The sequence below is a fragment of the Sulfitobacter sp. S223 genome, assembly GCF_025143825.1.
Taxonomy (GTDB): Bacteria; Pseudomonadota; Alphaproteobacteria; order Rhodobacterales; family Rhodobacteraceae; genus Sulfitobacter.
Window position 1 is genome coordinate 2,905,217 of record NZ_CP083560.1, and the last position, 25,717, is coordinate 2,930,933.

The following is a 25,717-nucleotide window of genomic DNA, read 5'->3' on the forward strand; positions in this document are numbered from 1 at the left end:
GTTTGGGTTGATTATTCGGCGGGCATAGGTGCTGCGTCCCGCTCATCGGGGTGCAGCATGGCGCGGTTAACCCGTTTGAGGGAAAGCCGCTTCCAGATCACAAAGATCGATGGAATGACAAAAAGTGTAAGCAGGGTTGCAGTGGCCATGCCCCCCACCATCGGGGCGGCGATCCGTTGCATGATCTCCGAGCCGGTTCCAGTGCCGTACATAATGGGGATGAGGCCCGCGAAGATGGTAGCCACGGTCATTACCTTGGGCCGCACGCGTAACAGTGCGCCATCAAAAACAACCTCCTCTACATCCAACGGGGTCATCTCACGCCTTTCAGCAGCGACCTGTTTGCGGCGCTTGTCCCATGCAAGGTTGAGGTAAAGCAGCATGACAATCGCTGTCTCAACAGCCACACCCGCAAGGGCGATGAACCCCACCAGCACAGCCACGGAGATATCAAAGCTGAGATACCACAGGAACCAGACCCCCCCCGCCAGAGCAACAGGCAGCGCGGCAAGGATGATACCCACCTCGATCACACGGTTGAACGCCATGAACAGCATCAGCGTAATGATCAGCAGCGTCGCAGGTGCCACCAGTTTGAGCCGTTCCTGCATTCGCTCGATGTACTCATACTGGCCCGACCATGTGATCGAATAGCCTGAAGGCAGAACAACCTGCTCCGCCACAGCCGCACGCGCCTCCTCTACATAGCCGCCCAGATCACGGCCCGTGATGTCGATGAACACAAACCCCGTGCGGCGCGCATTCTCGGACCGGATCATGCCTGGGCCATCGACCACATTGATCTCGGCCAGTGTGCCCAGCGGGATATGCGCGCCCGACGGTGTGACCACAGGCAGGTTGCGCAGCCGCTCGGGGCTGTCGCGCCAATCCTGCGGATAGCGCAGATTGATCGGGAAACGTTCCAGCCCTTCGACGGATTCCGACACCTGCATGCCCCCGATGGCTGTCTGGACCACATCCTGAATGTCGCGCACGCTCATCATATATCGCGCAGCGGTCTCGCGGTCCGGGTTAATCTCGATGAACCGCCCGCCTATGGGCCGCTCAGCGTAGGCCGAGGTTGTGCCCTCGATCCCGCCTGCGATCCGCTCCACTTCGATGCCGATCTGTTCGATTACGCGCAGATCAGCGCCCGAAATCTTAACCCCCACAGGCGTTTTGATGCCCGTAGCCAGCATATCGATGCGGTTCTTGATCGGCTGAATCCAGACGTTCGTCACACCGGGAATTTGCACCACACGGTCCAGTTCTGCCCGGATGCCATCCATGGTCATCCCTTCGCGCCAGTCTACCTCGGGCTTGAGCTGGATCGTCGTCTCGATCATTGTGAGCGGTGCGGGGTCTGTCGCTGTATCAGCACGCCCCAGCTTGCCATGCACCGTCAGCACTTCGGGCACCGTAGCGATCAGGCGGTCGGTCTGTTGCAACACCTCACGCGCTTTGCCGATGGACACGCCAGGATAGAGTGATGGCATATAAAGGAAATCACCCTCGTTCAGCTCTGGCATAAATTCAGTTCCGATACGTTGCAGCGGCCACCACATGGAAGCGACCAGAATGCCAGCGAGCATCGTCGTGGCCCAAGGCCATGCGACAGCCGCGTCAAGGAATGGACGATAGATAAAGATCACCAAGCGGTTGAGGGGGTTGCGATGCTCCGGCACGATGCGTCCGCGCACGAAATATCCCATGAGCACGGGGACCAACGTGATCGACAGGATCGCGGCGGCGGCCATAGCGTATGTCTTTGTAAAAGCAAGCGGTTTGAACAACCGTCCCTCCTGACTTTCCAACACAAACACAGGCAGGAAGCTCACCGCGATAATCGCGAGGGAAAAGAACAGCGCAGGGCCCACCTCCTCACAGCATTCCGTGACAATCCGCCAGCGGTTCTTGTTTGTAAGGGCTTCCTTCTCTAGCCTTCGATGCATCGCCTCGATCATCACAATCGCTGCATCCACCATCGCCCCAATGGCAATGGCGATCCCACCGAGCGACATGATGTTGGCGTTCACGCCTTGCAGCTTCATGATGATAAACGCCGTGAAGATGCCCAGCGGTAGCGACAGCAGGATCACCAACGAGGAGCGGACGTGCAGCAAAAACGCGGCACAGACCAGAATGACGACGATGAATTCCTCGGTCAGTTTCTTTTGCAGGTTGTCGATGGCCCGCTCGATTACACCCGCGCGGTTATAGGTCGTCACGATCTCGACCCCCTCGGGAAGGCTTTGGCGCAGCTCGTCGATCCGCGTCTCTACCGCCTTGATCGTGGAAAGTGCGTTGCCGCCCCAGCGCAGGATCACAACGCCTCCGACGGCATCACCCTCACCATCAAGCTCACCCACGCCACGCCGCATTTCCGGCCCCAACCGGATGTCAGCCACATCGCCGAGCGTAATCGCGGCTCCACGCGCATTAACCATCAGCGGCGCTTTCGCCAAATCGGCGATCTCGTCCACATAACCAGTCGAGCGGACCATAAACTCGGCCTCGCCCATCTCGATCACACTGCCGCCCGTCTCACGGTTAGCCCCCTGAATAGCGGCCTGAATCTGCGCCAGCGTAATGTCATAGGCGCGTAACTTGTTGGGATCGACCACGACCTGATACTGCTTGACCATGCCCCCGATGGTGGCGACCTCGGACACGCCATCAACGGTCTGTAATTCGTATTTAAGAAACCAATCCTGAATGGTGCGCAGCTGTGCCAGATCATGACCACCCGTGCGGTCGATCAGGGCATATTGGTAAATCCAGCCCACGCCGGTGGCATCCGGCCCCAGCTGGGGTGAGACACCTTCCGGCAAGTTTGCCGTGATTTGACCGAGGTATTCCAGCACCCGCGTGCGCGCCCAATAAAGATCGGTGCCATCCTCAAAAACCACATAGACATAGCTATCCCCGAAGAAGGAAAATCCGCGCACATCACTGGCCCCCGGGACAGCAAGCATCGCGGTGGCGATGGGATAGGTTATCTGATCCTCAACGACCTGAGGCGCTTGGCCCGCATAGGGCGTCCGCACGATTACCTGCACATCCGACAGATCGGGGATCGCGTCCACAGGCGTGGTGCGGATCGCCCAGATGCCTGTCACGGCCATCATCATCGCCAACGCAAGGATGATGATCCGGTTGGCAATCGAGCCTCGAATGATGGCGGCTATCATTGCCCGACCTCCGCCGCTGTTGCGACCCCTTTGAGTGTCATGGAGAAGTCAGGGTTGCGGTGTAGATGAAGCACAACCTCCTCACCCACAGGCAAAGTTTTAGGGTCGACTATGGGATCAAGTGCGAAGTCCATCGTCATGCCGGGCATACCGATTTCCATCATCGGGCCGTGGGTTATATTCGCCATACCTGTTTCAGGATCAACGGCGTTGATTGTCCCTAACACCTCCATTGGAGGTACTACCGGCTCGGCCGCAGCAAGCAGCATCGTCATCCCGTCGGGGCGCGCAAAGGTCAGCGTCATCTCTTCGCCCATGACCAGCCTTTCGGGGTTCAGAGCCTCATCCAGCGCAAAGCCCATGGTCATACCGGGCATACCGATCTCCATCATCGGACCATGAGTGACGGTGGCCATGCCTGTCGCAGGGTCTATCGCATCAATCGTGCCAGACACGATGATCGGCGGGATCATGGCGTCGGGTTTTGGTGTCACAGGTTCGGCCGTAGGCGTCTCTGCCTTCATCGGCATCGCATCACCGCGCAGAGCAACGATGGTGAACAGACCATCATCCCCCTTGGTCAGGTCGAACTCGACGGGCCGGTTCAATGCTACATCGCCCACGTCGATACCCGCGACATCCATGTCCATCTGCATGGCAGGCCAACCGAGTTCAGGGATCGGGTCATGCTCCATCGTGAGCTTACCGTCTGTGGTGACTGCCAGAACCTTTCCCTTGCCGGTTGCCGCGATTCCGTCGTCAGAGCCCAACTCGATCAGGCTCAGAAGCCCGTCCGCACCTCGAGCTGCGCGGAATGCGACCTGCTGGCCAACCTGCAACTTTTCCAGTGCGATATCGCTGCGCAGCGCAAAGCGTGAGGTCATCGCAGGCCAATCCAACGCCTCAAGCGCGGCATGCCGGATCGTCGCAATACGCGTTTCGGGATCGAGAGCCACCAGCTCACCCGTTCCGCGTGCTGGTGCCTCATCAGTCGGCGCCATACGCATTAAACCAGCGCTCAACGCACTCTCGCTGTCGATCAGGAATTGTGCAGAGGACACAACCTCCTCACCCGCAGCCAGACCCTGCACAACTTCGGTACGCCCGCCACCGCCAAAGGTATCGCGCAGGCCGGTGGTGATCAGGCGCGGCTTGAAAGTGCCTTCACCTGTCTTGAGGATAACCCGCTCTGCAGTGCCGGTACGAATGATCGCCTCGGTCGGCACAGTCAGCGCCATACGTGTCTCTTTCGGGATCAGGCTCACATTGCCGAACATATTTGGGCGCAAAAGCCCCTCACTGTTATCGAACCGCAATCGCACAGGCAGCGTGCGGGTCTGCGCATCCAACGCAGGATAAACGTAGTCGATGACGCCCTCAAAGGTGCGCCCATGCAGATGCTCAAAGGTTGCGACAGCGTGCATGTCATCGGTCATCCGCGCAATATCACGCTCGAACACATCAACAATAAGCCAGACAGCGCTGAGGTCAGTCAGCGAGACGGCCCGCACCCCGGGTTGGAGAAACATGCCATCAGCGGCCTCAAGGCCAGTGACAACGCCGTCCTGCGGAGCAATCACCTCGATATTACGGGCGACCTCACCAGTTTCCTCGATGCGGGTGATCTGAGCGTCAGACATACCGTGGCTGCGCAGCTTGCCCCGTGCGGCGTCTATAATCCGTTGATCGCCCGCATCAATGGCCCGCAGCAAATCAAATGAAGAGGAGCCAATCACTTGGGAAAACATCTCGAAAAGGACATCGCCTTTGCGCACCGGATCGCCGACAGCGCGTACATTGAGCGCTTCGATCCAGCCATCCACGCGGGTATGGATATGGCTTGTCAGATGCTCGTCATAGCCAACGAACCCAACTGTCTCGATCCTTCCCGATATTTGGGAGGTTTGCGCAATGGCAGTGCGCACGCCAATGGCATTGATCTCCGCCGCAGAGAGCATGACTTCGGACGGATCACCAGTGGGCTCCTGGCCCGCCATCACAGGGATCAGGTCCATTCCCATAGGTGATTTCCCCGGACCCGGTTGGCGGAAATTCGCATCCATCGGGGCCACCCAATAGAGGATTTCAGGCCCGTCATTTCCTGCCATATCGGAAGGGTTGAGATACAACCGTTCCAGAAAAACACCGCCACCAATGCCCACGCAGAGTGCAAGCACACTCAGGGCTGAATATCGTCCACTCATGGTCACCTCGACCTCGACTGCGCCAAAGGCACAGCCGTTTCCAATCAATAACAATCACGCAGCCCCAATGTGGGGCGCGCACCGGCAATCGATCAGATGTGTTGTGGAGGGCGGTCTTTTGAAATGCGCAAGTGCGATGGCAGGATGATCGCTTGTTCTATGCCTTTGTCACTGGGCAGCAAAACATCCGATGCAATCAGCTTGAAAGGTGCTGCGCTCTCGTGAAAGCAGCACATAAAGGCCATGCAATGTGCGGCATCTTGATGGTGCGCATCCATGGAATCCATATCGTGGTCCATCGCAACAGCGCTGGAATGCACCATATCGCTGTGATCCATCATCATGTGGTGGTCGGTCGTGGGAGCCGCGACAGGTGCTGCAACCGCAGGAGCAACAAACTGAAACATCATAACGCAAATCAAAAGCATAAAACCCAGTGGCCGTAGGGCCGTTTTGATTTGCGAAGGATATATGGCGTTGCTCATCCGAAACTCTTGCAACCGATCATTGTCACTTTCAAGTCAGAAATTCGTGAAGTCTGGTTCAATGCGATGCTTTGCGATCTCACCAGCCGGACGCGCCCGCATACAGACCGGATGACACGCCCGTCATTTTCAAGCTACGCCAACGCGCGGTAAAGCGCTGGCCTCGTTCGCCTCCGCACTTGAAGATTTGCCGCGTCGAGGGCGCGCATAAAGCGATGGAACGCGCCGGAGCCTGAAGCCTCAGTCGCATAGGCAATGCGCTGCTGGTCCGCCTTCTGAGTAGGCTTCCCGCACGCGATTGCATCTGTGTTGTTGTAGCGCGAAAAGGCGAACAAGGAGCTAGACGATTGCTTCAAAATTCGTTCTGCAGCCCATCGCGCCTCTCCTTCAAGCGGAACATCACGTTCGCTACCCTTAGTTTTGAGGCGACGCCAAGGATGTGGACGGACACGAGCAACGAAAGACCCACCCTCCTCCCGGACGATGTCGTCTTTAGTCAAACCTGCGGCCTCAGCTAAGCGCATACCTGTATCCGAGACCATCGCGACCAACCATCGAAGATCGTCGTCAGCCTCACGGCATTTGCGCTGGATCACTGCGAGGGCTTCTTTAGGGACTGAGTTGCGACCAGAGACCCCAGCTGTCCGGTCGTAGTAAACACCAGCAAAGGGATTAATCAGAGATAGTCCTTGTTCACTGGCAGCAAAGTTCATCACAGCCCTCACCGTTCCAAAGACACGAGTCAAACTACTTCCAGCAAGACCGCGAGAGATCAGGGCATCACGGAAAGCGTTCGCATCAGCTTTGGTGTAGATGTCGAGATGCTTGTCGCCACAGGCATCTATCACATAGCTACATGCTCTCTCAGCTGCCCTACGAAAGGTTATTGGACGGCCCTTGCCCTTATGGTGGAGATAGAGTTCTACGGCCTCTGACAAAAGCACAAATGAAGACGAAACAACGGGTGGGGCGCTCCCAAGTACATCCAACGTCGAATCTCCCCACATTAACATGTGCTTCCCTGGCAGCCCGACATCTTTTGACCTCAGCACACACCAATAGTCATCCAGTTGATCAGCTGCTTTTCTGGCTCTGGCCTCAGCAACCCCTGCTGACCTTGTACGCAAAGAAAAAGCAATCCGAGGTGACGAGTAATGGCGAAGCAGCTCTTTTGGGATGCGACGACTGAAGTAGAAAACTCCGTCTTTAACGAAGGTGAACTTGGGTGAAGTGGTCTCCGACATGGTCTACGGCTCCTAGCTCGAAATAAAAGCTGGAGTGTTACCAAGGTGTTAGCTGATAAAATGGTGCCCAGGGGCGGAATCGAACCACCGACACGAGGATTTTCAATTTTCCTAGGTTTCCGCGCATACTTCGCCAAAGTGACCAAGTCCGTTGCAATTAGAAAACGGTTTCAACGGCTTGCCAACCGCAGACTGCCTCAAAGCCTAGCAAGTCTAGCCGTTCTAGCTCAGCAATTTTGGCTCCCATATGACACCCAGCACCAAGAAAACACATGAAGCCATTAGTACCACGGTGCTTGCGTCTGCCGCATTGTCACCATTCCGAATAGCTGCTCCTTTTCGTTCTTCTTCCTGTCCTTGATGTCATTGTTCAAAGACCCGCTATTCAAAATCCAGTGGGAGCGGACAACTTCTCCTAACGGAGCGGTGTTCAATGGGTTGTTTTTCATCCAAAGACGAGCGCGGCCATCGACGCATCCAGACATCAATTGATAGTTAGCGTATGAGGAGATCGCATCCTTTGATTTTATGTGTAATTCGTACCAGTGTCGGGCCCACACATTGTGGTTAAATTCGTCCTCGGCACGGTTTGCGACATCTCGTAACCAACCTCGGTTTGGCCGGTGTGCATCAAGCTCTCCCCACAAGCCGCAAAACAATTCTTCAGCATCTGTGTAGCCAAGTAACTTCCAACCGCGTGCCTGCCGATAGGCACTTCCTGCAACCACATCCTCTCGAATTAGATTGGCAAGCCACTCTCCACGATTGGCCTTGAAGGCGAACCAGACAAAATCTCGAATTTTTTCATCTGTAATCAAGGAGTCGGATACCGACGCCAGAAACGAAGTGTCAGCTGAAAAGTCCGGCGAAAAAAGCGGGAAGAAGTGGAGATCGGGGAACTTATGTATCCCAGTCTTCTCTGCCTTTAACAACCTTTCCCAAAGTCTCCTTCCATCAGGATGCCCAGTTTCGATGAGAACACGTGCCAAGTCGAGAAGTGGGAAGGTCTCATGAAGCGAGCCCCATGGAAGCTTGAGGTGGTCATCTAGCCAAGGAGTAAACCACTCAAAAAAATCCGCACTTCTCTTCGTCAGTAAGCTCCTGATGGCATCTTTATGATCCCAAGCGTTTCTAGGGAAGCTTCGAGTTTTTCTTCTGTCTTCTCCAACTACACGTTCGCGGAGAAAATCATGGAACTTGTCGAGACTAGTTTCCTTGTCGGCTGCATGTTGTAGCCGCCAGCCCCAGATCTCTGGATCAGCTCTATCCAAAAGACCCGGATCATCGAAAAGGTCGGCCGCGCAGCTCAATGCTAACGAGCCATAGGCCTTCTCATCTCGCGACTGATCCTCGTTTGCTATCCAGCCACTGGCATTGAAAGCACCAAGGGCGGCTTCCGATTTGCCAGTAGCCGCAACCCGTATAGCGCGATGGCGAATAACTTCATTGTTATGCAAGACCAATGTTTCTAGTGGTGGCCAGTTCTTTGCAGCCTCGGGAGCGTTGGTCTCAAGCAGAAAATACAGCACAACATTTTGGGCTTCCTCATCCACGGCATCAGGCAACAAAGACGCGATGCTTGCGGCCTCTTCGTCGGTTGCTGTTGAGAGGGCTTCAAGCATCCCCTCAAGGGTCGCCGCATCGAACTTCGTGCTCTCAAGTGTTTTGAATTGCTCTAGCGCTGTCTGCCCCCATAAGTCGAGAAGGCCAGCAGTACGCAGCCATCCTTTTGCGGTTACTTCGTCATTGTTACTTGCTCGGTCACGTAGCTCCTTGGCTAGTGCCGCTCTTTCCGCATCGTTCAGCACCAGAACAAATTCTTTTATGTGATTTGAAAGTCCCGTCAGCTGCTCGTCAGTTCGTTCGCTTGCGCTCGCAACCGACTGTGAAAGAACTGATACTAGACTTGGTGGATCATTTCGGCACAGTGGTGCTTTCACTTCTTCGAACGTCAAGTCGCTCTTTCCACGAGACATCGAAAAAGGCCACAAGTCAGCACCATTTGGAATCTTGAGTGGTCCCAATTCATCAGAGCTATTTGGGTCGAAAAATGATCTCAGGGCGCTGTGGTTTGCAGCAATTGGCACTTTACCCTGATCACCGGCTGTGCTTGCCTCTATCGAAGCAGCACGATCTAGGCTGCTTTTATCTCCTAGGGCTTCTAACAACCATTGCGCCGCGCGACTTGTTTCTCTTTTTGAGCGGATCTCAAGCCTATCAACAATACTGAAGACCATTTCTCGGGCGGCAACTTCATCTTCGCCGTTGAGACGAAGTACCCAAGCTAGCTCGTCGAAGTGCCTATGCCTACCCAGTATGGATCGGCTTATCGCCCATGCTTCATATGCTTTCCGTAAAGGCATCCGAGGAAGGAAAGACAGAATTCCGAAGACACGGTGACTAAGCCAACTCACATTGCCTTCTGCAAACAGTTGGATTTGCGGCCAGTCTGACTTATCTCTTTGCTGCGCCCAGCTGTTCAGGTTCTCAAGAACCTTGGCCCGATTTTCCTTGGAACGATCTGAATCTGGATCAACCTTTCCTAGGAATTGCCCTTCATCGGGGTCAGGCCAAACTAGGCCAAGCCAACGTGTGACTGCGTTACATATTGTTGGAGCAACTTTTTCATGTTCGTATGCGTTGGCAAAACCTTTTATGAAGACTTCGTCCTCTGAGAAACTGCCACTTTGATGCAGCCATTGCTCTTCAACTAGTGAACAAAACAATTCGGTATCTGTTCCGATCAACCGCCACCAAGCTTCAAAATCAACCACCCGAAAGTTCTGTTCTTGCAGCCAACGGAGCAGCAGTGCTTTACGGGCGTCCCGCCCAACACTCGGGTCAATTAAGGCCGCGGTGACAGCTGCCCGAATAACCGCAACACCTAAGCTTTGCCCACGGTAAGGATCAATGAAATCTGCCAGTTTGGCATTTGCAGTTTCAATCCCTTCAACGGCTCTCATCTGAGATGACAGAGCAACCCCCAGAACAAATGGAACCATATCTTGATTTACTCGATATCGATGTGGGGTTGTGGTCGATTGAAGCCAGCGTCCAGCTACCAAGTCTTGGATCGTGGCTTTCAAGTCCAACTGCTCGGCCCCACTCTCACAGCCAAGACGCTCGGTAAGTTCCCTTGTCGTCAACGTGGTTGCACCTAAATTCGCGCCCAGTTCAGACCCTAAACCAGCCAAGAAATCTCGAAACTCAATATCAGACCAATCAGCTCGGGCAGTTCCGAGCTTCAGCCGGTGTTTCCAGTCTTCATATGCAAGACGTTCAGCGGTCACGTCCCCGCTGCCCTCAAGCTCAATTCGATGTTTAATGGCGAGGTGAAAGAGACGCGGAACCTTCATCATTTCGATGAGGTCAGAACCAAAGTTTGCTCGTTCCAAGCCGTGTTGATTGAGTAAAGCATCCAACTCCAAATCGCTGAAGTTGACGACACTCTGCGACGTCGGCGCTGGCTCTAAGTGTAGCAGTTCACCCATTGACGACCACCAGTCGGGCCAACACGTCATCAAGACGCGAAATCGACCATCTAACTCGTCAGCTAATAGAGGTTGGAGAAATCCAACCCAGTCCCGCTTATTAAAGTTCTGATTAAGTCCGTCCAAAATTAACAAGATAGGTAGCGCCTTGTCTGACTTCGCCCATAAAACGAGCCGTCGGAGCCAAAATTCAGTGGTTCTAAGGCCAGTGTATCGAGCCAAGCAATTTGCAATGTGTTGGATCGGATCGTTGCTACCCACATCTTTTGCGGACAGGTAAATTGCTAGTGGTTCAACTTGTTCGCCTGCAAGCTTGTTCCACCACGATAGTGCTGCCCAGCTTTTACCAGTGCCTTCGTCACCAAGTAGAACATGAGTAGGGCTAGTGCTGGACCACCAATTGTCCAATCCCTCGGCTACCCCAGAACGCTCTACAAGCTTTGTGCCGGCGCTCTTCAAGTCATGATGGCCCTTTAGCCGAGCCAATGCCGTCCGGCTCTTTGACTGAGACTCCATGAGCCATTGCTTGACGGCTCTCGAAGCCGCGACGTAGCCAGTATCAGCCGCTTCGAGATCGGCCCGGAGATTGGACACATGCACGTCAAAATTAGGCGTTTTCCTCAGCGTGTTTAGTGCTTGCGTCAACTCAGCATCTTCGCCCAGATGTGTTTTGAGAGCATTCGGAGAAGAAACCAAAGCAAAAGCAAAAACAGGTGGTATAGCTCCAATATCTGTCCAGTCTAACACCAAGACCTTGATTCCTTCTTGGCTAGCCAATTCACTAAGGTCTTCACGGTCGGTCACTGAAATTGGTCGAGATGCTGCCAAAATCCACAAGTCGATTGGTTGATCGGCGCGAGCGGCTTCTGTTATCTTTGCCTTTAATTGGTCAACTGGCAGCTTGGTACCCTTCCGGTACCGTTTGGCCTCTAGTCCAATATTGAAGAAATTCGACGGCTCGGACCTTACATCGGAGCCGCCTTGGGGACCTGATTTGGCAAGGTTAAAGGGCATGTTTGTCAGCTCGACCAACATGTCGCGCATAAGTCCCTCAAAGCCACTGTCTCCAGCAGCGTCTAGTTTGACTAGCCGTTCCAACAATAGATCAGTTGCCTGTTTCCATTCTGGTTCGGCGGCGGTGCTCATTTTTGTTTTTTGCACAATAACTACTCGGCTTTCTGGGTACTTCACACGTTCTAAAAGGGTAAATCCGGACTGAGAGGGAGGAAAACTAAGTCAATTCGAGTTCACAAATGAATCCTCTCAGGTGTTCTCCCAATGATTGCAACATCAAGAAAGGTGGAGCTTATCGCAAGGCAATTACTTCGCAACTTGTAGCAGCTTGTAAAATTTCCTCCATCTTACCCCTAACCATACCCTGACACGCGGATTCTGGGTGTCTTACAGTGTTCGTATGACACAGATGCTGACAACAAAATCACTCGACGCATTGCCTCCTGCGACCACCAAACGGTACGAGGTGCGCGATCAAAAAACAAATGGCCTGCACGTGCGTGTGTCGACCACAGGTGCCAAAGTGTTCTACACGATGGTGCGCCCGAACGGATCGCGCAAGCGTATCAAAATCGGCCCATATCCTGTGGTCTCGCTCGCCGACGCAAGACGAAAAGCGATGGAAATCGCGCGTGACGTTGAGTTGGGTGAATTCGACAAGACGCCGGACATTCCCGTGGAAACCGCGCCAACTCTAGGTGAGGCGATTCCACAATTTATCGAGCTCTACGCCAAACCTCGCAACAAAGACTGGAAACGCACCCAGAGCGTTTTGCACAAGTTCGACGGCTTGAAGAACCGGCCTATTGACCAGATCAAACGGCAGGATGTGAGCAAGGTGTTGGACGACATCATCGCCAACGGCACGCCGACACGCGCTAACCGGGCGCTCTCGGCGATCAAAAAACTCATGAACTGGTATGTTATGCGTGGCGACATTGAAACGTCGCCCGTGGCTCTCCTCAGGCCACCTACGCCCGAGATTCCACGTGATCGCGTGCTCAATGACGACGAAATTCGTGCAATATGGCGGCATAGCGAAAAAGAGGGCTACCCGTTTGGGCCATTCCTCAAGTTGCTGATGATGACGGGGCAGCGACGGACGGAGGTGGCCGCCATGCGCTGGTCGGAACTCAATCTCGATGAAGGTATTTGGGAACTTCCTGCGAACCGTGTGAAAAACGGCCGTTTACACATCGTTCCCCTACCTCCACAGGCCGTGGACATATTGCGATCCCTTCACAGGTTTCTCGACAGTGATTTTGTGTTCACCACGACGGGGCGTTCTGCAATATCTGGCTTCGGGCGACTTAAAGAACGCATCGACGCGGCCATGCCTGATGGAACGCCGGACTGGCGTTTTCACGATTTCAGGCGCACCGCGTCCACAGGAATGGCGAAGATCGGCGTCGCACCTCATGTGATCGACGCCGTGACCAACCATAAATCAGGGGTCGTGTCCGGCGTCGGCGCAACCTACAATCGCTACACGTATTTCAACGAGAAGCGTGAGGCATTGGAGCAATGGGCAAACGAATTGATGAAGATTACACAGAAGCCTTCGACGACCAATGCAGAAGAGACGTCCTAGAGATATTAAACATCCCAGATGATGAAACCTTCTCCCATTTCTGGACTCGATTGCGCGATGAATGTCTGAAAGTTCGCCGTGGCGTGGAGACGTCACCAAATGGGTTTCGGCTTGCGCCGTTCGATATGTCGCTGACGCAGCGCTCAACGTGGCTTCAACGAAAGATTATTAAACCAATCGAGACGCTTGAAGCGGCGCTAGCCGTTGAGAACGCGCCCCAGTTTGCACATTGGGAGCGATATGGCGATGTCGAACCAGTTGCAAACGAAACGCTTCTCGCCAGCCTAGCTGAATTGAAGAGAAGGGCTAATCACTTGCAGGCCGAATTTGCAGATGAAATCTCTGGCGAAAAGGCAGGCAAAGTCACGCACACTCACGAGATTAGATATTACATTGTCCACGTTTGCTTGTCCGAACTGCGTGAATGCTACCCAAATCTCAAGCTATCAAGAGGGAACTGGGACAAAGAAATTAAAGTCGCGACAGGTGCGACACCCGATTTCGTACGTCGCATCTTTCTCGAAACCACAGGGCAACACGAGCAGCTTGACGGGCCAATGCAGGCGAACATGTAAGCCGCTTGAAAATCCCAATCCAAATCGAGTTGAGGGCTTCAGGACCTTCGCTCGCAATATGATCCAACCTGATCCATCTTCTGTCTTGTCGGAGCGCTCCTTCGCAAACGCAACAATGCAGAAGGAAAATGACAATGGATATATCGAACGGGCAAAAGGCCCTTGCTACACGCGCTGATCTTAAGCGCCTTGGCATCATCGTAAGCAATAGTACGCTTTTGCGCTGGGAGGCCCGTGGGCGTTTCCCTCGCCGGGTACGCCTCGCTGGCACCAGTGTCGCTTGGTTGCTGAATGAGATCGAACAGTGGCTCGCTGAGCGCGCCGTTGAACGTGACACTTGGCATTATGCGGATGCGAGCTGATCATGAGAAAACCTATTATGTTTGGCTTCTCCTATGAGGGCCTGAAAAAGCTCGGCATCCACCACAGCTACGAAGATTTAGTCGATCTAGAAAACCGTGGGCGCTTCCCAAAGCAGGTCGAACCCCGTGTTTGGATCGCCCAAGAGGTGTTGGAATGGTTGTTGGTCAATATTGATCGCCTGCCCCCCAAGCTCGACTAGCACAGAAAAATGAGATGGGGCGACTAGCGCCCCGTCTTCCCCGTAAATTTCGAAAGGACACAACATGCGAAATCGCGTGAACCATACCGCTCGCCCTCGCAAGGGACACCCCTACGCATTCAAGGACTATGAAGACGACTGCAATATCCACCAAAGCATGGTAGGCTTTCTGGAAAGCATCTGGAAAGGAGCGCCTTGTGATAGCTGCTTCTTTCTCGCGACCTCGGACCCCGACGGCAAGAAATGGCGAGAGCATGTCGTCCACGGCGACAACATCACGGTCGGCCTGAACAGGTTCTTTCACCAGCATTCTCGGTGGGACTTCAACCTGTACTTCTGTCCCAACCCGTTTTTCAAAGACCGAAGGAAGAAAGAATTCGCGCGGCCAACACGACTTGGCTGGTGTGATATCGATGAAGCTGACCCTTACGCCTTTCGGCCTGAAGCCAGCCTTGTCTGGGAGACATCACCGGGTCGTTTTCAGGGCGCTTGGCTATGGGACGGCTGGCACTGCCGCGAAGAAGCAGAAAGCTACTCGCGTTCCCTCGCTGATCGCCATGATGGAGATAGTGGCTGGACAATCACCAAGATGCTTCGCGTTCCCGGCTCTGTGAACCACAAACCCCAGTATGACGAGCCTTTCGTTCAGCTGGTTCATCGCAACTGGAACAGGATCAGCGACCGTCCCCCCTTGCCGGAAATTGCCCGTGCGATGGAGGTTGGTGATTTCGTCAACCCAGATGCACATGATCCGAAGGGGGTATTCGAGAAGTACCAGAAACAGCTTCATGCGAAAGCGCGTACTCTGATCAGGCATACACGCGTGAAAGAAAAGGACCGTTCGTCCTGCATCCATCTCATTATCGCTTGTTTGCACGAAGTGGGCGCGTCACCGGACGAGATCGGGTGCATCCTTTGGCACAACCCCTATTTCATCGAGAAACACGGGTACCACCTTGATCGACTGGACGCTGAAGTCACGCGCGTGGTCTCGAAGCTGGAGGCCGCCCAATGAGCCGTCGAAATTCAACGAAACTCCGCGTAACCCGATTTCCCAAAAAAAAGACGGATCGGCCGAAACCATCTAACAAATTGACAACGTTTACAGCAAACGACCTACAAGCCATGGAATTCCCACCCCTCGAATTTGTGGTTGAGGGGCTGATCACCGAAGGCCTGACGCTGTTGGCTGGCAAACCCAAGATGGGCAAGTCATGGATGGCGCTGGATTTGGCGATGTCGGTGGCCATTGGCTGTGAAGCGCTTTGTGACAGGGCCTGCAAGAAGGGTGCCACGCTTTATTGCGCGCTTGAGGACAACCCTAGACGTCTACGAAGGCGAATGATCAAGAACTACGGTGATCAGACCTCTTGGCCCGAGAATTTTCATTTTTCGATACGGCTGAACAAGCTGGACGATGGGGGTCTCGAACAGCTTGAAGATTTCATCGAAGAGCATCGCCCGAGCTTGATCATCATCGACACGCTGGTTTGCGTTCGGCCAAAGGTGAAAGGCAAAAATGAGTACGAGGCCGACTATGCAGCCTTGTCACCTCTTCAAAGACTTGCTGGCGAGCATGGCATCGCGATCATCGTCATTCACCATCTTCGCAAGATGAGTGGCGACGATCCCTTGGATATGGTGTCGGGAACCACAGGATTGACCGGGTCGGTAGACAACGTACTCGTCCTTGATCGGAAAGCCGATGGTGCCACGCTGTATGGGCGAGGTCGCGAGATGGAAAACATCGACGTCGCTGTGGAACTCGACGATGGTCTTTGGCGAATTTTGGGCGATACCGACACCGTGAGGATTTCGAGTGAACGCAGGTCAATTATCGACTTGCTCCGAAATGCTGGAAAGCCGATGGGACCGAAAGAAATCGCCGAGGCGCTAAAGTGGCAACAGGAGAATGTGCGCCAACTGCTCTTAAGCATGGCGACCAACGGCGAAGTCAAAAAGCCAAGGCGCGGTAAGTATCAATTGCCGTGAACCGAGCATGTGCGATCACTTTGATCACAAAATCACTTTGGCGACTCGAATGTGATGATGTGATCGAAGTGATCGACCTCAGGCAAATGCGCCACTCGGCTAGAGACCGAAAATCTCGGCAGTCGATATGACCACTTGTCCGTCTACAGGGCTAGCGCCAATAAAAAAACAACTCCCCCCATCCCCCTGTGGTCACCTGTTGCCTTCGCCTCCGTAGGTGCGGCCAGATGCACTCGAGACCGACACGCGGACTATTGATCAGGCTGTTGGAGGTGCAGCAGAGCCAAATATCTCAGTCTTTTCAATGGGTCCGCATTTACGACAATCGACCATCACTGATTTGGGTGCCGCGTGGGTGGGTCTACTCACTGGCTAGAACGTCCATCGCGCCGTTTGGGAAGCTGTTCGATCACATGAATGGGCCATGCGGTGTTGGCACTTATAGACGTCAATCCCCCATCGCAGCTTTGGGTGTTGCTTGGGTGGATCGGTGCCCTGTGTTTACGCGCTTGTGACATCAGTTTTGCTCCCAGCCTTTGCGGTGGAAGTGACGCAGCACGATGGCACGGTTGTAAAGCGGGAAGCCAATCCACAAGCCGTTGGCTGTGATCAACGACAAGATCGACCTCAGGAACATCCCCTTGAACAGATAGTACAGAGGACCGAATAGCAGACACCATAATCGGTGCCAGTTTCCGAGTATGACTTTCTCCTGCCCGTTAAATTTCCATGTTGCCCGAATGACCATTGTGGTCTCCTTTTCTGATTGCGGCTGCAACAGCGCAATAAGATCGAGCAGTGATGGGCGTCAGGGTAATTCCTAGATCATTGAACGTCTGCGCGGCGCACAGGGGCCAACACTGGCGTCAGCGGCGCTTCCGTCGCAACACGTTGTTCGTCACGTCCACGAGGCCTTCTGGCTCAATGTAACGCGGCCACGCGCGCTTAACGCCGTATGTTTCGGGGATTTGTTGTGGGTCTTTTGAACGGCTTCCCCTAATTCACAAGCCATCGCTCACATTTTAGACATGAATTACAGCAAGCACATAGCCATTTAGCGTTGACTACCTACTCATACCTAGCCACGTATACGTTATATTTACCGAGGAATACAGATAATGGCTGTCACATACACCGCAACCGAACGTAAACACGCTATTCTTGCCATGCTGTCGGGAGCCACCCGAATTGGGAACGGGCAGCGCTGGGTAATCCAGCTTGCCGATGGGAAGCGAGCGATGCTCAAGACCAGTTTGAACGACAATATTATGGTCAAAACAGATGTACCTAACCCAGAAGACGCCGTGATAAGTGGGTTTGCGGATGATGTGGATCACGTCCTAGCAGTCACTGGTGCCGTTGGAAGTCTATCTGCATACCTAGTTCCGATAGGAACTGTTGAAGATGAATTCCGCACTCACCAACGCAAGTGGATGGATGAAGATCCAGAAAACCGTAGCAACACAACTTGGTCATTGTCGGGCCTTGGAACACGCTTCGAAGCGTACCGCTACAACATTGAGCTGCAAGCGATAACACCAGATGAAGCAAAGCGGCGTTTGGCCGTTCATTTTAGAACCACGCCAGACAAAATCAACATTTCTGTGTCAGTTTAAAAGCGTCACAAAGCGGGTCTTCAAAGGCTCTCCAAAACTACCAATTGTCACACGCGTTTAATGCCGTACGCTCTAGGGATTTGTTGTGGGGTTGTCCCTGACATGCAGGCGACCTCGTCTTATCCATCTGCATCAGAAACCTAGGAGAGCGACATGCCCGACATCATCACACTGAAAGCCCTTTGCGAAGAACTCAAGATAAACCCGCGCGAGGCCCGCGAGAAGCTACGTGCTGCCGTTGGCGACGCAAAGGCGAACCCTGAACTCGCGAAAGCACGTAGGCCACGCACACCGTGGCAATGGGTAAAAGGTTCGAGGAGCCTTGCTGAAGCGAGGCAAATGCTAAGCACAAAGTAGAGACCAACTACCTGCATGGTGACCAATACCTGATATCCACTTTAGCAGCGGAGCGTAACCATGGGCGATGGTCCGCCTTCGGGGCCACCCACTTTTTGAAGCCATTACTTGCTAATTTTGGTGCTGTTGCGAAAGGATCGACAGCCGATCGAATTGCGGGCTTTCTATGAGGTCCGGACTAGCTAGCCGAATTGCGTTTAACAGCGGCTCCAGATCATCGTGCAAATACGGGACCTGTTGAGGAATGGTGGCGTTCAAAATATGCAAGACTTCACTTGGATGGTCCGAAGCGACACCTCCTTCAGTAAGTAAGTGAAGGAGATATCCGAAGTGATCTGTTTGCCCCAAGTGGTTTTTAAAGCACTCAAAAGCTGATGGTAACTCACCTGAGGAAATAGCGCATACTTGTGCAAAATATCGGAAGGTCTCCGGTGTTCGTGCTTCCGGTTTGCTAGGCCAAAACCTTTTCATAAATGGAATGATCCGATTTTTCAGGTACTCAGCCTGTTGATCTCCTGCTCCCTGCAAGGCTTGGAACAAAGCCTCTGCGACAGTATTGAGGTATTCGGCAGGAAGCTTTGAAAATACGTCCTTAAGCTCCGTGGAGCTAAAAACTGAAGCTTCGCCTAGGGCAATGTGGGTTAAGAACCTCGTGTATTGCTTCAGGCACTGTTCTTCCAGAACATCAATGTAGTCGGGAACTGCTAAAAATGGCGATTTTAGTAATTCAAGTAGTGGTAGATAGATTCGCGGGGCATGCAAAAAACTGTCCCACATCGCAGCGGCTTTTGTAACGTCTGCGTCCCATTCAAACGCTGGTATCAAATACTCTTTGGTCCAATCCGGATCCACTCGCAGTAATGGGATGATTTGTTGCGCAAGAATAACTGAGCCTATCCAAAGGGGCTGATTGTCGGCATTGCACATCTCTGCAAATCGACACTTCAGCTCATCCGGAAGTCCTTGATCATCTTCCAGTTTCATTGAGAACCACCAGTTCAAGAGTGAACTTGCGGCATGGCCAACTGGATGGTTTATGGCGTGGTTGAGCGAAAAATCGTCGGAAGCTTCGACGGTATTGGTGCCGGTTTCTATAATTCGATCAACAAGCGCGAGGAACGCCTCTTCATGCTCCCCAACGTTTTTTGATATCCGACTTACCCACCAAGCAATCGCATGGAGAGCATCAACGAAGTGTTCGTCGGGCATGCTTACAATAATTGAGGAAGCATGTTTCCATGAACGGCGTACAAGCTCGTCACCAGACCACGCGTACAAGGCCTCAGCCCATCGTTGAGGGACCCACACACCTTCGCTTGCCAATTTTTTAAGGGCTAAGAACGATCGTCTAAAGTCGTCGCGACACCGCTCAGACCAGTTGTCTCCAGTGAGAACACCTTCAGATGAAGGGTTGTTTCGAAGCCATTCAACCAGACTCTTTATGTTCTTGGGCGATAGTTCGATCGGTTGCTCTTCACCATTGGAACTCCACATAGGGAATTCATCGCGGTCATCAGGCGCCAATTGCCATTCAGGATAGCGCTCTTCCGCCGATGCCATGAAAGCGTCTACGTTTCCTGTAGCGGTCCCCCCATTTGAAAGGAGTTTTTTCAATCTCAACCAGCGCATTCGATCTGAAAAACGCTCAAACTCATCATCGCCAATATCATCTCTGAAACGCGATCTAGGAGGTCCATCGACTATCGCACCTTGGAGCCTCTGCATGTGATCAGCAGTCAAAGTTGGACCGAATGCAACCAGCAAGCGCATCACCTCTCGCATTGTGGAGGTTGACCAAAGCCAATGTCCGCCGTCATTCAAGAGCCACGACATCGATGTCTCAAACGAAACTAGGTCAGGTCTCTGCGCCAACGCAAAAAAGACCAGCCTACGAAATACGGGATGCTTAGAACTTGCCCAGATCGTTAGCATCGCTTTCGCATTTTCGCTGTTGTGATCTGCGGTCGCCAACCAAGCGTCGCGGCACAGGGTCACCAAGAGTGTCCAGTCGTTGTAATCCTTGTTTTGATCATGGTCTGAAATCGACGGGAGTTGAATGTAGCTGTAGTCGTCAAGCTCGGATGAAATCTCAGCTTCGCACATAAGCCCGAGCGTTTCTGACAACAGCTCCGACATGTCGGTCAAGATATGTGCTAGAAATCCTTCGAATTGTTCGATTTTCAGAATGCGCTCATATGCTGAATGAACGTGATCGGATGCCAGCGCCACGTCGACGTTGGCAATCGTAGAGATCCTTTCACTAGTATCACCGGAACGATCTGTTCTGAAAGAGTATGGACGTGATATCTTCAGTGAGGGGCGCAGTGCATCCTTGAATTCCTGCCTTACAATCGGTGTATTCCCGTGTTTCTTGAAGCGATCTTCCCACCCGTAAAGACCGCCATTGTAGTGGCGTGATCGGGCGTACCCTGAAACTACAAATTCCCAAAGCTTTCGCATGGCCGGTTTAAGGTGGTTTGCATCCTCCAACGCTCTTTTAAGGTGCCATTCGAAACGGGGGCTTAGATTGCTACCTTGCCCAATAACCCAGAATAGGGCTTCGGGTTGTTCCAGATGCCTTGCCAACCACTTAGCTAGAGCTTCCATTGCCTTGTCCCAATCCGGTCCACGTCCAACATTGGGATCAACCAGCGACATTGGAGGAGCTAAATAGGATGGCGAAGGTCTGGACAGAAGGCTGAATTTGAACTCTGGGTTATGGCTTGTGTTGAAGAGATCACTCCTTGGCACACCAAATCGCGGGAGATCATCAATGCCAAATCTCCGTTTGGAAAACTCCTCTAACCAATCGATCGGTGGGACAGGATCGAGTTGTGAAAAATGCTTCGCGGGTAGACCTGTTGGATCGCTTAGCGCCCAAACCATCCGCTTCACGAAATCATCCTGCACTGTGCTTCCACTTGGTTTGTGGTGTGCATGACGCGCCACAATAGCCGACTTGCCATTGATGCCATCTCGATAGCTGTTGGCCCATGCATGGAGCGTTTCGTGCAGATAAAAGTGATGGCTGTGGTTTTTATAGAGTATGGGAACTACGTTTTTGGTTGCCCACTCGGATTCGGTTTGATCCTTTTTGCTTGGTGTATAGTTTCCAAACGCATATGCGACCCGGGTATTTTCACCCATCATGCTATCGGCTGCCAAAGCGTCCATCATGTATCGGAGAATGGGATCGTTGATGCTGTACCCAACGAAGCAGACCGTATAGTTGCGAAATAGTTCAGACACAAAGCGCGCAGCCCATCTCTCAATGAGGTAAGCCAAGCCAAAATCGCCACTTGTGGCAACGAGACTATTTAGGTTCGCTTCGGAGCCCGTTCCGTCTAAAAGACCATGCAGGTAAATCAACCCGTCCAACCTGCTCTTTGGAACCGGTAGCAACGGGGCCGCATGGGATGGTGTATGGATCTTTTTCGTCTTTATGACTTCCTCAAACACCCGGTCAAAGTTCGTTGTGATGAGCCGCGTTGCACCGGAGCGTGTCTTGCTAAGTCGAAGGAGCGCCTCATGTGTCTGCGTTGATTTCTTCCCAGCTAAATTTGGTCGAAGGGCGTTAGCAATAGCTTCACGCACTCTCAAACGCCCGTTAGGCAGCCTTCGTTCCAGTAAGCCAAGGGTCGTATCATACTTGTACGCCTTTAGTGCTTCGGCCTCGGCGCTATCGTGCGCCTCCCCAAGTTCGTCGTAAACAGCTTTTACCAAACCGTAGAAGGTTGGCAGCTTTGCTGGATAAGATATTCCAGCACCGCAAAAGAACACGACGTTTCCGTCTTCGTGGGCTTCCAGAAGTGCTTCAGGGATATCTGGGCCATTGGCAATGTATTGCATTGTAAACTCATCATGAAATAGTCGAGAAGTATTCTCAGCAACGCTAAATGCTACATGATTGCATCACAACAACCAAAGCGTGCATCGCTTTCAATCATGAAAACTCCAACGGATGGATTTAATCAGAACGCCTCAATCACCGGTTTCGAGCTGAAAGTGACGCATGAGGTTTATTGAGTGGCTAGTGTGCACCCATACGACACCCAAACCCAGATCGCTCTGTGGGATAAACACTGCACCAAGGCCGCAAGTATTTGTTATTGCTATGTAAAAATGGTGCCCAGGGGCGGAATCGAACCACCGACACGAGGATTTTCAATCCACTGCTCTACCCCTGAGCTACCCGGGCACCGGGACCAGTAAACTGGTCGGGTGAGCGCGTTCTAGGGTTTCACGGCACGGGTGTCCAGCCCAATTTTGCGTCTGAGCGCAACAAGATGTGTATGGAGGCTAATGGGGCTTTTTTAACGCCTCATTTTCGACAGCCTCAATAGCCTTTTCAATATCTTCAGGGTCTTGCGACGGCGATGCGTAAGCACCTGAAAACCACTTCGCAAGATCGATATCCGCGCAGCGGCGCGAACAAAAAGGACGATACTTCTTATCTGTCTCGCCAGAACAGATCGGGCAGCTCATGCAAGGACCTCTGTCAACGGAGCGCGGGCGCGTTTGCGCTGCAGCTCATAATGTCCCAACGGCGTCCAGCCGACCAAAGCCGTTTCAACGTCGTCGGTTCGAAACGCAGCGCGCAGAGCGGTCTCAAAGGGCCGACGGTCTTTCTTTGGCATGGGCGCCAAATCCAGCACAATCTGCCCCCCAAGGCCGCGAAGGCGCAAGGCACGCGGCAACGCGCGCGCGCAGGCCATATTGGCTTTGATACCAGCAGCAAGAGAGACATCGCTTCCGGTGTTTACATCCACCGCCACCAGCGCGCGTGTCGGCTCAATATACATTGATGCACCGCCAGATAGCGGCGCCATATCTTCCATCAGACCATCAAGGGCATCCAGAACGCCATGTTCTTCAAATCCGCCTTCGTTTGTGACGATTTCGGCGGGTTCTACCCAGTCCCGCCATGCCAGCACATGCGGACCGTCGCCTTCGGCCAACGTTTCCATATCAGTGCTGGTATCCGACAGCACGGCATGCGCCAAATTCAGCATCGCCTCGATATCTTCGGTAATGGCTTCCCCGTCGGCACCAGAACAACAAGAGCGCAGAATCAAACCGTATTCCGCGCCATCCATCGCCTCATGCGCAATTTCCAGCAGACGGTCACGCTCTGGCTCATCGCGGATCGCGCGCGAGATGTTCAAGCCGGGGGCCTCGGGCGTAATGATCGCGTAGCGGCTTTTGAACAGCAGCTTGGACGTTACAGGGATCGCCTTACCTTCTTCGGCAAAACCAGTGACCTGAACAAGGATGGGCTGCCCTGGTGCGAGCCCTTTGATCTGGCGCAAAAAGGCAGAACCATCGGGGCTTTTCAGAAACATACCACCCTGCCCTTTTACAGGTCGATCCGCGATGGCCCGATAGATGGTGCCAACACGGGGGGCATCGGGCGTATCCACCAGCAAATCGTCCAGATGTCCGTCCACCATCAGCGCGGCAGCTTCGACATCGCCGAGATGGTCCAGAATGATAGTGCGGCCTTTCATGAGCCTTCTCCATATAGTGGGTAGCCTGCCGCGCGCAGCAGATTTGCAGTTTCGGCCAAAGGAAGACCGACAATGCCTGTAAATGAGCCGGAGATCCACGGAATCAGAACGCCGGCAGGCCCCTGAATGCCATAACCGCCTGCTTTGCCTTCCCAATCACCGGAATCGAGGTAAGTGCGTAATTCCTGCGTATCCAGATTCTTCATCCGGACAGTGCTGACCACATCACGTTCCCACAGGCGTTCGCCGCGTTTGATGGCAACGGCAGTGATAACCTTATGACGTCGCCCAGAGAGCGCGCGCAGAAACGTCTCTGCCTCTGCACGATCAGCGGGCTTACCCAAGATCCGGCGCCCCAAAGCGACAGTAGTATCTGCGCAAAGCACGATATCATCGGCGTCTGCGACAACTGCGGCTACCTTCTCGCGCGCCATGCGCGCGCAGTAAGGGCGTGGCAGTTCTGCCTTGTACGGGGTTTCATCAATATCGGGTGCACGGATATCATCGGCGACAACGCCGATTTGCGCCAGCAATTCCTTGCGGCGTGGTGATCCTGATCCGAGGATAAATTTCATAGATGCTCCTCGCCCGGCCTTCCGGGCAGGCGGGGGAATTTGTTATTTGAAACGGTAGTTAATCCGACCTTTGGTCAGGTCATAGGGGGTCATTTCGACCTGCACCTTATCGCCTGCCAGAACGCGGATGCGGTTCTTGCGCATTTTGCCTGCCGTATGTGCGATGATCTCATGGCCGTTTTCAAGCTCGACCCGGAACGTCGCATTCGGCAGGAGTTCCTTAACGACACCGGGGAATTCGAGCGTATCTTCCTTGGCCATGGTTTCTCCTGTAAAAACATCCCCACCTCGGGGACACGCGCTTAAATGAGCGCTTCCGCGCAGTTTTTCAAGAGGAGAAGCGATTCAGCGGCACATTTAACGCAGGCTTGTCGCGGCCCAGTTGCTCTTCCCAATGCGCGCGGTTCAATACAACGCCGTCAGCGCGCACATTGGCAATGGTTTTCAGGTCTACATCGGCATAGGTCCAACCGGGCACGCAAATTTCGGCAGCAGCCAAAACACCAGTGGACGGAAAACCCGTGTCAGGCGGGCAGAAAATGCCGCCGGCGCCCACGCAAGTGCCCAAAGCGTCAGACCAATCCGCATCGCCGACCACCGACGACATTGCCGTAACGCACTGATTCTCTAGCGCGCGTGCCATCGCACCGGTGCGGACGCGCCAGTAGCCCGCCAATGCCTCGGTCACACTAGGCACAGCGATGATGTCACAGCTTTCCAGCGCACGGCCCAGCAGGGGAAATTCACTGTCATAGCATATCAGGATACCAATCCGGCCCAGAGCAGTCTCAAAGACTTGCAGCGGGCCGCCACCGATTACGCCCCATTCTTCGCGCTCGAATCGTGTCATGATTTGCTTGTCCTGCACACCAATCTGCCCGTCAGGCGTTATCAGCCGCGCGCGGTTAACAGGGCGCGTTGCTGTCGCTGCAGGCGCAGAGGCTGCAACGATGTGTACGCCATATTCCGCCGCCAACTTGGCGTGCACCCCATCCGCCGCCGCCAGCTTGTCAGAAACAGAGAAAAGAGACCGCTCCAGATCACCGGCAATCTCCATCCCGTCGAGCGTGGCCAGTTCCATCGCGCCATATTCCGGAAACACCAGCAAGTCCGCCCCGGCGCCTGCGGCCTCCCCCACCCAGCGGGCGATCTTTTCCTCGTATTGCGACCAGGAACTCAGAATATCGAGCGGATAGGCGGCGGTAGCAATTTTCATCTGGCGACTCCGGAGCGTTGGCATCTGGCGCCACCCTGCCTGCCCCACCAAGGCGCGGCAAGGGCAATGAACGCCATCGTCTGGCACCGCCCGCAAT

Annotated in this window: 20 protein-coding genes and 1 tRNA gene; 8 read left to right on the forward strand and 13 right to left on the reverse strand. The window is 53.7% G+C overall.

Features of this window, described 5'->3' with window-relative positions; all coding sequences use genetic code 11:
• Window positions 1-11: 11 nt before the first annotated feature.
• The 5 genes from K3757_RS13910 to K3757_RS13930 all read right to left on the reverse strand — a co-directional run bounded on the left by K3757_RS13910 (window position 12) and on the right by K3757_RS13930 (window position 11,761).
• Entirely contained in the window at window positions 12-3,191 is a 3,180-nt protein-coding gene (locus tag K3757_RS13910; RefSeq protein WP_259996352.1) for an efflux RND transporter permease subunit, read from the reverse strand.
• On the reverse strand, window positions 3,188-5,449 hold the full coding sequence (locus K3757_RS13915) for an efflux RND transporter periplasmic adaptor subunit (protein WP_311201736.1): 2,262 nt from the start codon (window positions 5,447-5,449) through the stop codon (window positions 3,188-3,190). Before K3757_RS13915 ends, K3757_RS13910 begins: the two co-directional genes overlap by 4 nt.
• Window positions 5,450-5,487: 38 nt before the next feature.
• The gene (locus tag K3757_RS13920; RefSeq protein ID WP_259996353.1) at window positions 5,488-5,880 is read right to left on the reverse strand and encodes a hypothetical protein; all 393 of its coding nucleotides are present in this window, start codon (window positions 5,878-5,880) and stop codon (window positions 5,488-5,490) included.
• Between the two features lie 134 nt (window positions 5,881-6,014).
• Window positions 6,015-7,124: a DUF6538 domain-containing protein gene (locus K3757_RS13925; RefSeq protein ID WP_259996354.1), complete on the reverse strand. Its 1,110-nt coding sequence runs from the start codon at window positions 7,122-7,124 to the stop codon at window positions 6,015-6,017.
• Window positions 7,125-7,405: 281 nt separating this feature from the next.
• Window positions 7,406-11,761: a hypothetical protein gene (locus K3757_RS13930; RefSeq protein ID WP_259996355.1), complete on the reverse strand. Its 4,356-nt coding sequence runs from the start codon at window positions 11,759-11,761 to the stop codon at window positions 7,406-7,408.
• A 268-nt stretch (window positions 11,762-12,029) separates the two neighbouring features.
• Between K3757_RS13930 and K3757_RS13935 the strand changes: the two genes are divergently transcribed.
• The 6 genes from K3757_RS13935 (at window position 12,030) to K3757_RS13960 (ending at window position 16,349) form a co-directional block, all read left to right on the forward strand.
• Window positions 12,030-13,220: a site-specific integrase gene (locus K3757_RS13935; RefSeq protein WP_259996356.1), complete on the forward strand. Its 1,191-nt coding sequence runs from the start codon at window positions 12,030-12,032 to the stop codon at window positions 13,218-13,220.
• Window positions 13,154-13,795 carry a hypothetical protein gene (locus K3757_RS13940; protein ID WP_259996357.1) on the forward strand — a complete coding sequence of 214 codons (642 nt, stop codon included), beginning with the start codon at window positions 13,154-13,156 and terminating at the stop codon, window positions 13,793-13,795. The genes K3757_RS13935 and K3757_RS13940 overlap by 67 nt, the downstream gene beginning before the upstream one ends.
• Before the next feature lie 134 nt (window positions 13,796-13,929).
• On the forward strand, window positions 13,930-14,157 hold the full coding sequence (locus K3757_RS13945; RefSeq protein ID WP_259996358.1) for an AlpA family transcriptional regulator: 228 nt from the start codon (window positions 13,930-13,932) through the stop codon (window positions 14,155-14,157).
• A 2-nt stretch (window positions 14,158-14,159) separates the two neighbouring features.
• Window positions 14,160-14,357: a hypothetical protein gene (locus tag K3757_RS13950; protein ID WP_259996359.1), complete on the forward strand. Its 198-nt coding sequence runs from the start codon at window positions 14,160-14,162 to the stop codon at window positions 14,355-14,357.
• A 64-nt stretch (window positions 14,358-14,421) separates the two neighbouring features.
• On the forward strand, window positions 14,422-15,372 hold the full coding sequence (locus K3757_RS13955; protein WP_259996360.1) for a RepB family DNA primase: 951 nt from the start codon (window positions 14,422-14,424) through the stop codon (window positions 15,370-15,372).
• Window positions 15,369-16,349, forward strand: a complete 981-nt coding sequence (locus K3757_RS13960) for a helicase RepA family protein (RefSeq protein WP_259996361.1) — start codon at window positions 15,369-15,371, stop codon at window positions 16,347-16,349. Before K3757_RS13955 ends, K3757_RS13960 begins: the two co-directional genes overlap by 4 nt.
• A 517-nt stretch (window positions 16,350-16,866) precedes the next feature.
• On the opposite strand, the gene K3757_RS13965 is transcribed toward K3757_RS13960, so the two are convergent.
• Window positions 16,867-17,097 (reverse strand): hypothetical protein, encoded by a 231-nt coding sequence (locus tag K3757_RS13965; protein ID WP_259996362.1) that lies wholly within the window; start codon window positions 17,095-17,097, stop codon window positions 16,867-16,869.
• 370 nt (window positions 17,098-17,467) lie between these two features.
• Between K3757_RS13965 and K3757_RS13970 the strand changes: the two genes are divergently transcribed.
• Window positions 17,468-17,965, forward strand: coding sequence for a hypothetical protein (locus tag K3757_RS13970; RefSeq protein ID WP_259996364.1), 498 nt, complete (start codon window positions 17,468-17,470; stop codon window positions 17,963-17,965).
• 153 nt (window positions 17,966-18,118) lie between these two features.
• The gene (locus K3757_RS13975) at window positions 18,119-18,322 is read left to right on the forward strand and encodes a hypothetical protein (RefSeq protein ID WP_259996365.1); all 204 of its coding nucleotides are present in this window, start codon (window positions 18,119-18,121) and stop codon (window positions 18,320-18,322) included.
• A 111-nt stretch (window positions 18,323-18,433) separates the two neighbouring features.
• On the opposite strand, the gene dsr1 is transcribed toward K3757_RS13975, so the two are convergent.
• From dsr1 to K3757_RS14010, 7 genes are all read right to left on the reverse strand, one after another.
• The gene (dsr1, locus tag K3757_RS13980; protein ID WP_259996366.1) at window positions 18,434-22,171 is read right to left on the reverse strand and encodes an anti-phage defense-associated sirtuin Dsr1; all 3,738 of its coding nucleotides are present in this window, start codon (window positions 22,169-22,171) and stop codon (window positions 18,434-18,436) included.
• A 274-nt stretch (window positions 22,172-22,445) separates the two neighbouring features.
• Window positions 22,446-22,520 (reverse strand) — tRNA-Phe (locus K3757_RS13985).
• Between the two features lie 101 nt (window positions 22,521-22,621).
• The gene (locus K3757_RS13990; protein WP_259996367.1) at window positions 22,622-22,807 is read right to left on the reverse strand and encodes a DNA gyrase inhibitor YacG; all 186 of its coding nucleotides are present in this window, start codon (window positions 22,805-22,807) and stop codon (window positions 22,622-22,624) included.
• Window positions 22,804-23,829 carry a ribonuclease E/G gene (locus K3757_RS13995; protein ID WP_259996368.1) on the reverse strand — a complete coding sequence of 342 codons (1,026 nt, stop codon included), beginning with the start codon at window positions 23,827-23,829 and terminating at the stop codon, window positions 22,804-22,806. The genes K3757_RS13990 and K3757_RS13995 overlap by 4 nt, the downstream gene beginning before the upstream one ends.
• On the reverse strand, window positions 23,826-24,404 hold the full coding sequence (locus tag K3757_RS14000; RefSeq protein WP_259996370.1) for a nucleoside triphosphate pyrophosphatase: 579 nt from the start codon (window positions 24,402-24,404) through the stop codon (window positions 23,826-23,828). Before K3757_RS14000 ends, K3757_RS13995 begins: the two co-directional genes overlap by 4 nt.
• A gap of 42 nt (window positions 24,405-24,446) precedes the next feature.
• Complete coding sequence (gene infA, locus K3757_RS14005; protein ID WP_005978431.1) at window positions 24,447-24,665, reverse strand: translation initiation factor IF-1; 219 nt, start codon at window positions 24,663-24,665, stop codon at window positions 24,447-24,449.
• A 67-nt stretch (window positions 24,666-24,732) separates the two neighbouring features.
• Window positions 24,733-25,620, reverse strand: coding sequence for a carbon-nitrogen hydrolase family protein (locus tag K3757_RS14010; RefSeq protein WP_259996371.1), 888 nt, complete (start codon window positions 25,618-25,620; stop codon window positions 24,733-24,735).
• Between the last annotated feature and the right edge of the window lie 97 nt (window positions 25,621-25,717).

Bases quoted from the DNA above. Each gene is read 5' to 3' on its own strand.
- K3757_RS14010 (WP_259996371.1), bottom strand. From the start codon at position 25,620: ATGAAAATTGCTACCGCCGCCTATCCGCTCGATATTCTGAGTTCCTGG.
- K3757_RS13975 (WP_259996365.1), top strand. From the start codon at position 18,119: ATGCCCGACATCATCACACTGAAAGCCCTTTGCGAAGAACTCAAGATA.
- infA (WP_005978431.1), bottom strand. From the start codon at position 24,665: ATGGCCAAGGAAGATACGCTCGAATTCCCCGGTGTCGTTAAGGAACTC.
- K3757_RS13925 (WP_259996354.1), bottom strand. From the start codon at position 7,124: ATGTCGGAGACCACTTCACCCAAGTTCACCTTCGTTAAAGACGGAGTT.
- dsr1 (WP_259996366.1), bottom strand. From the start codon at position 22,171: ATGCAATACATTGCCAATGGCCCAGATATCCCTGAAGCACTTCTGGAA.
- K3757_RS13930 (WP_259996355.1), bottom strand. From the start codon at position 11,761: ATGAGCACCGCCGCCGAACCAGAATGGAAACAGGCAACTGATCTATTG.
- K3757_RS13945 (WP_259996358.1), top strand. From the start codon at position 13,930: ATGGATATATCGAACGGGCAAAAGGCCCTTGCTACACGCGCTGATCTT.
- K3757_RS13965 (WP_259996362.1), bottom strand. From the start codon at position 17,097: ATGGTCATTCGGGCAACATGGAAATTTAACGGGCAGGAGAAAGTCATA.
- K3757_RS14000 (WP_259996370.1), bottom strand. From the start codon at position 24,404: ATGAAATTTATCCTCGGATCAGGATCACCACGCCGCAAGGAATTGCTG.
- K3757_RS13950 (WP_259996359.1), top strand. From the start codon at position 14,160: ATGAGAAAACCTATTATGTTTGGCTTCTCCTATGAGGGCCTGAAAAAG.
- K3757_RS13995 (WP_259996368.1), bottom strand. From the start codon at position 23,829: ATGAAAGGCCGCACTATCATTCTGGACCATCTCGGCGATGTCGAAGCT.
- K3757_RS13960 (WP_259996361.1), top strand. From the start codon at position 15,369: ATGAGCCGTCGAAATTCAACGAAACTCCGCGTAACCCGATTTCCCAAA.
- K3757_RS13935 (WP_259996356.1), top strand. From the start codon at position 12,030: ATGACACAGATGCTGACAACAAAATCACTCGACGCATTGCCTCCTGCG.
- K3757_RS13920 (WP_259996353.1), bottom strand. From the start codon at position 5,880: ATGAGCAACGCCATATATCCTTCGCAAATCAAAACGGCCCTACGGCCA.
- K3757_RS13990 (WP_259996367.1), bottom strand. From the start codon at position 22,807: ATGAGCTGCCCGATCTGTTCTGGCGAGACAGATAAGAAGTATCGTCCT.
- K3757_RS13955 (WP_259996360.1), top strand. From the start codon at position 14,422: ATGCGAAATCGCGTGAACCATACCGCTCGCCCTCGCAAGGGACACCCC.
- K3757_RS13940 (WP_259996357.1), top strand. From the start codon at position 13,154: ATGGGCAAACGAATTGATGAAGATTACACAGAAGCCTTCGACGACCAA.
- K3757_RS13910 (WP_259996352.1), bottom strand. From the start codon at position 3,191: ATGATAGCCGCCATCATTCGAGGCTCGATTGCCAACCGGATCATCATC.
- K3757_RS13970 (WP_259996364.1), top strand. From the start codon at position 17,468: ATGGCTGTCACATACACCGCAACCGAACGTAAACACGCTATTCTTGCC.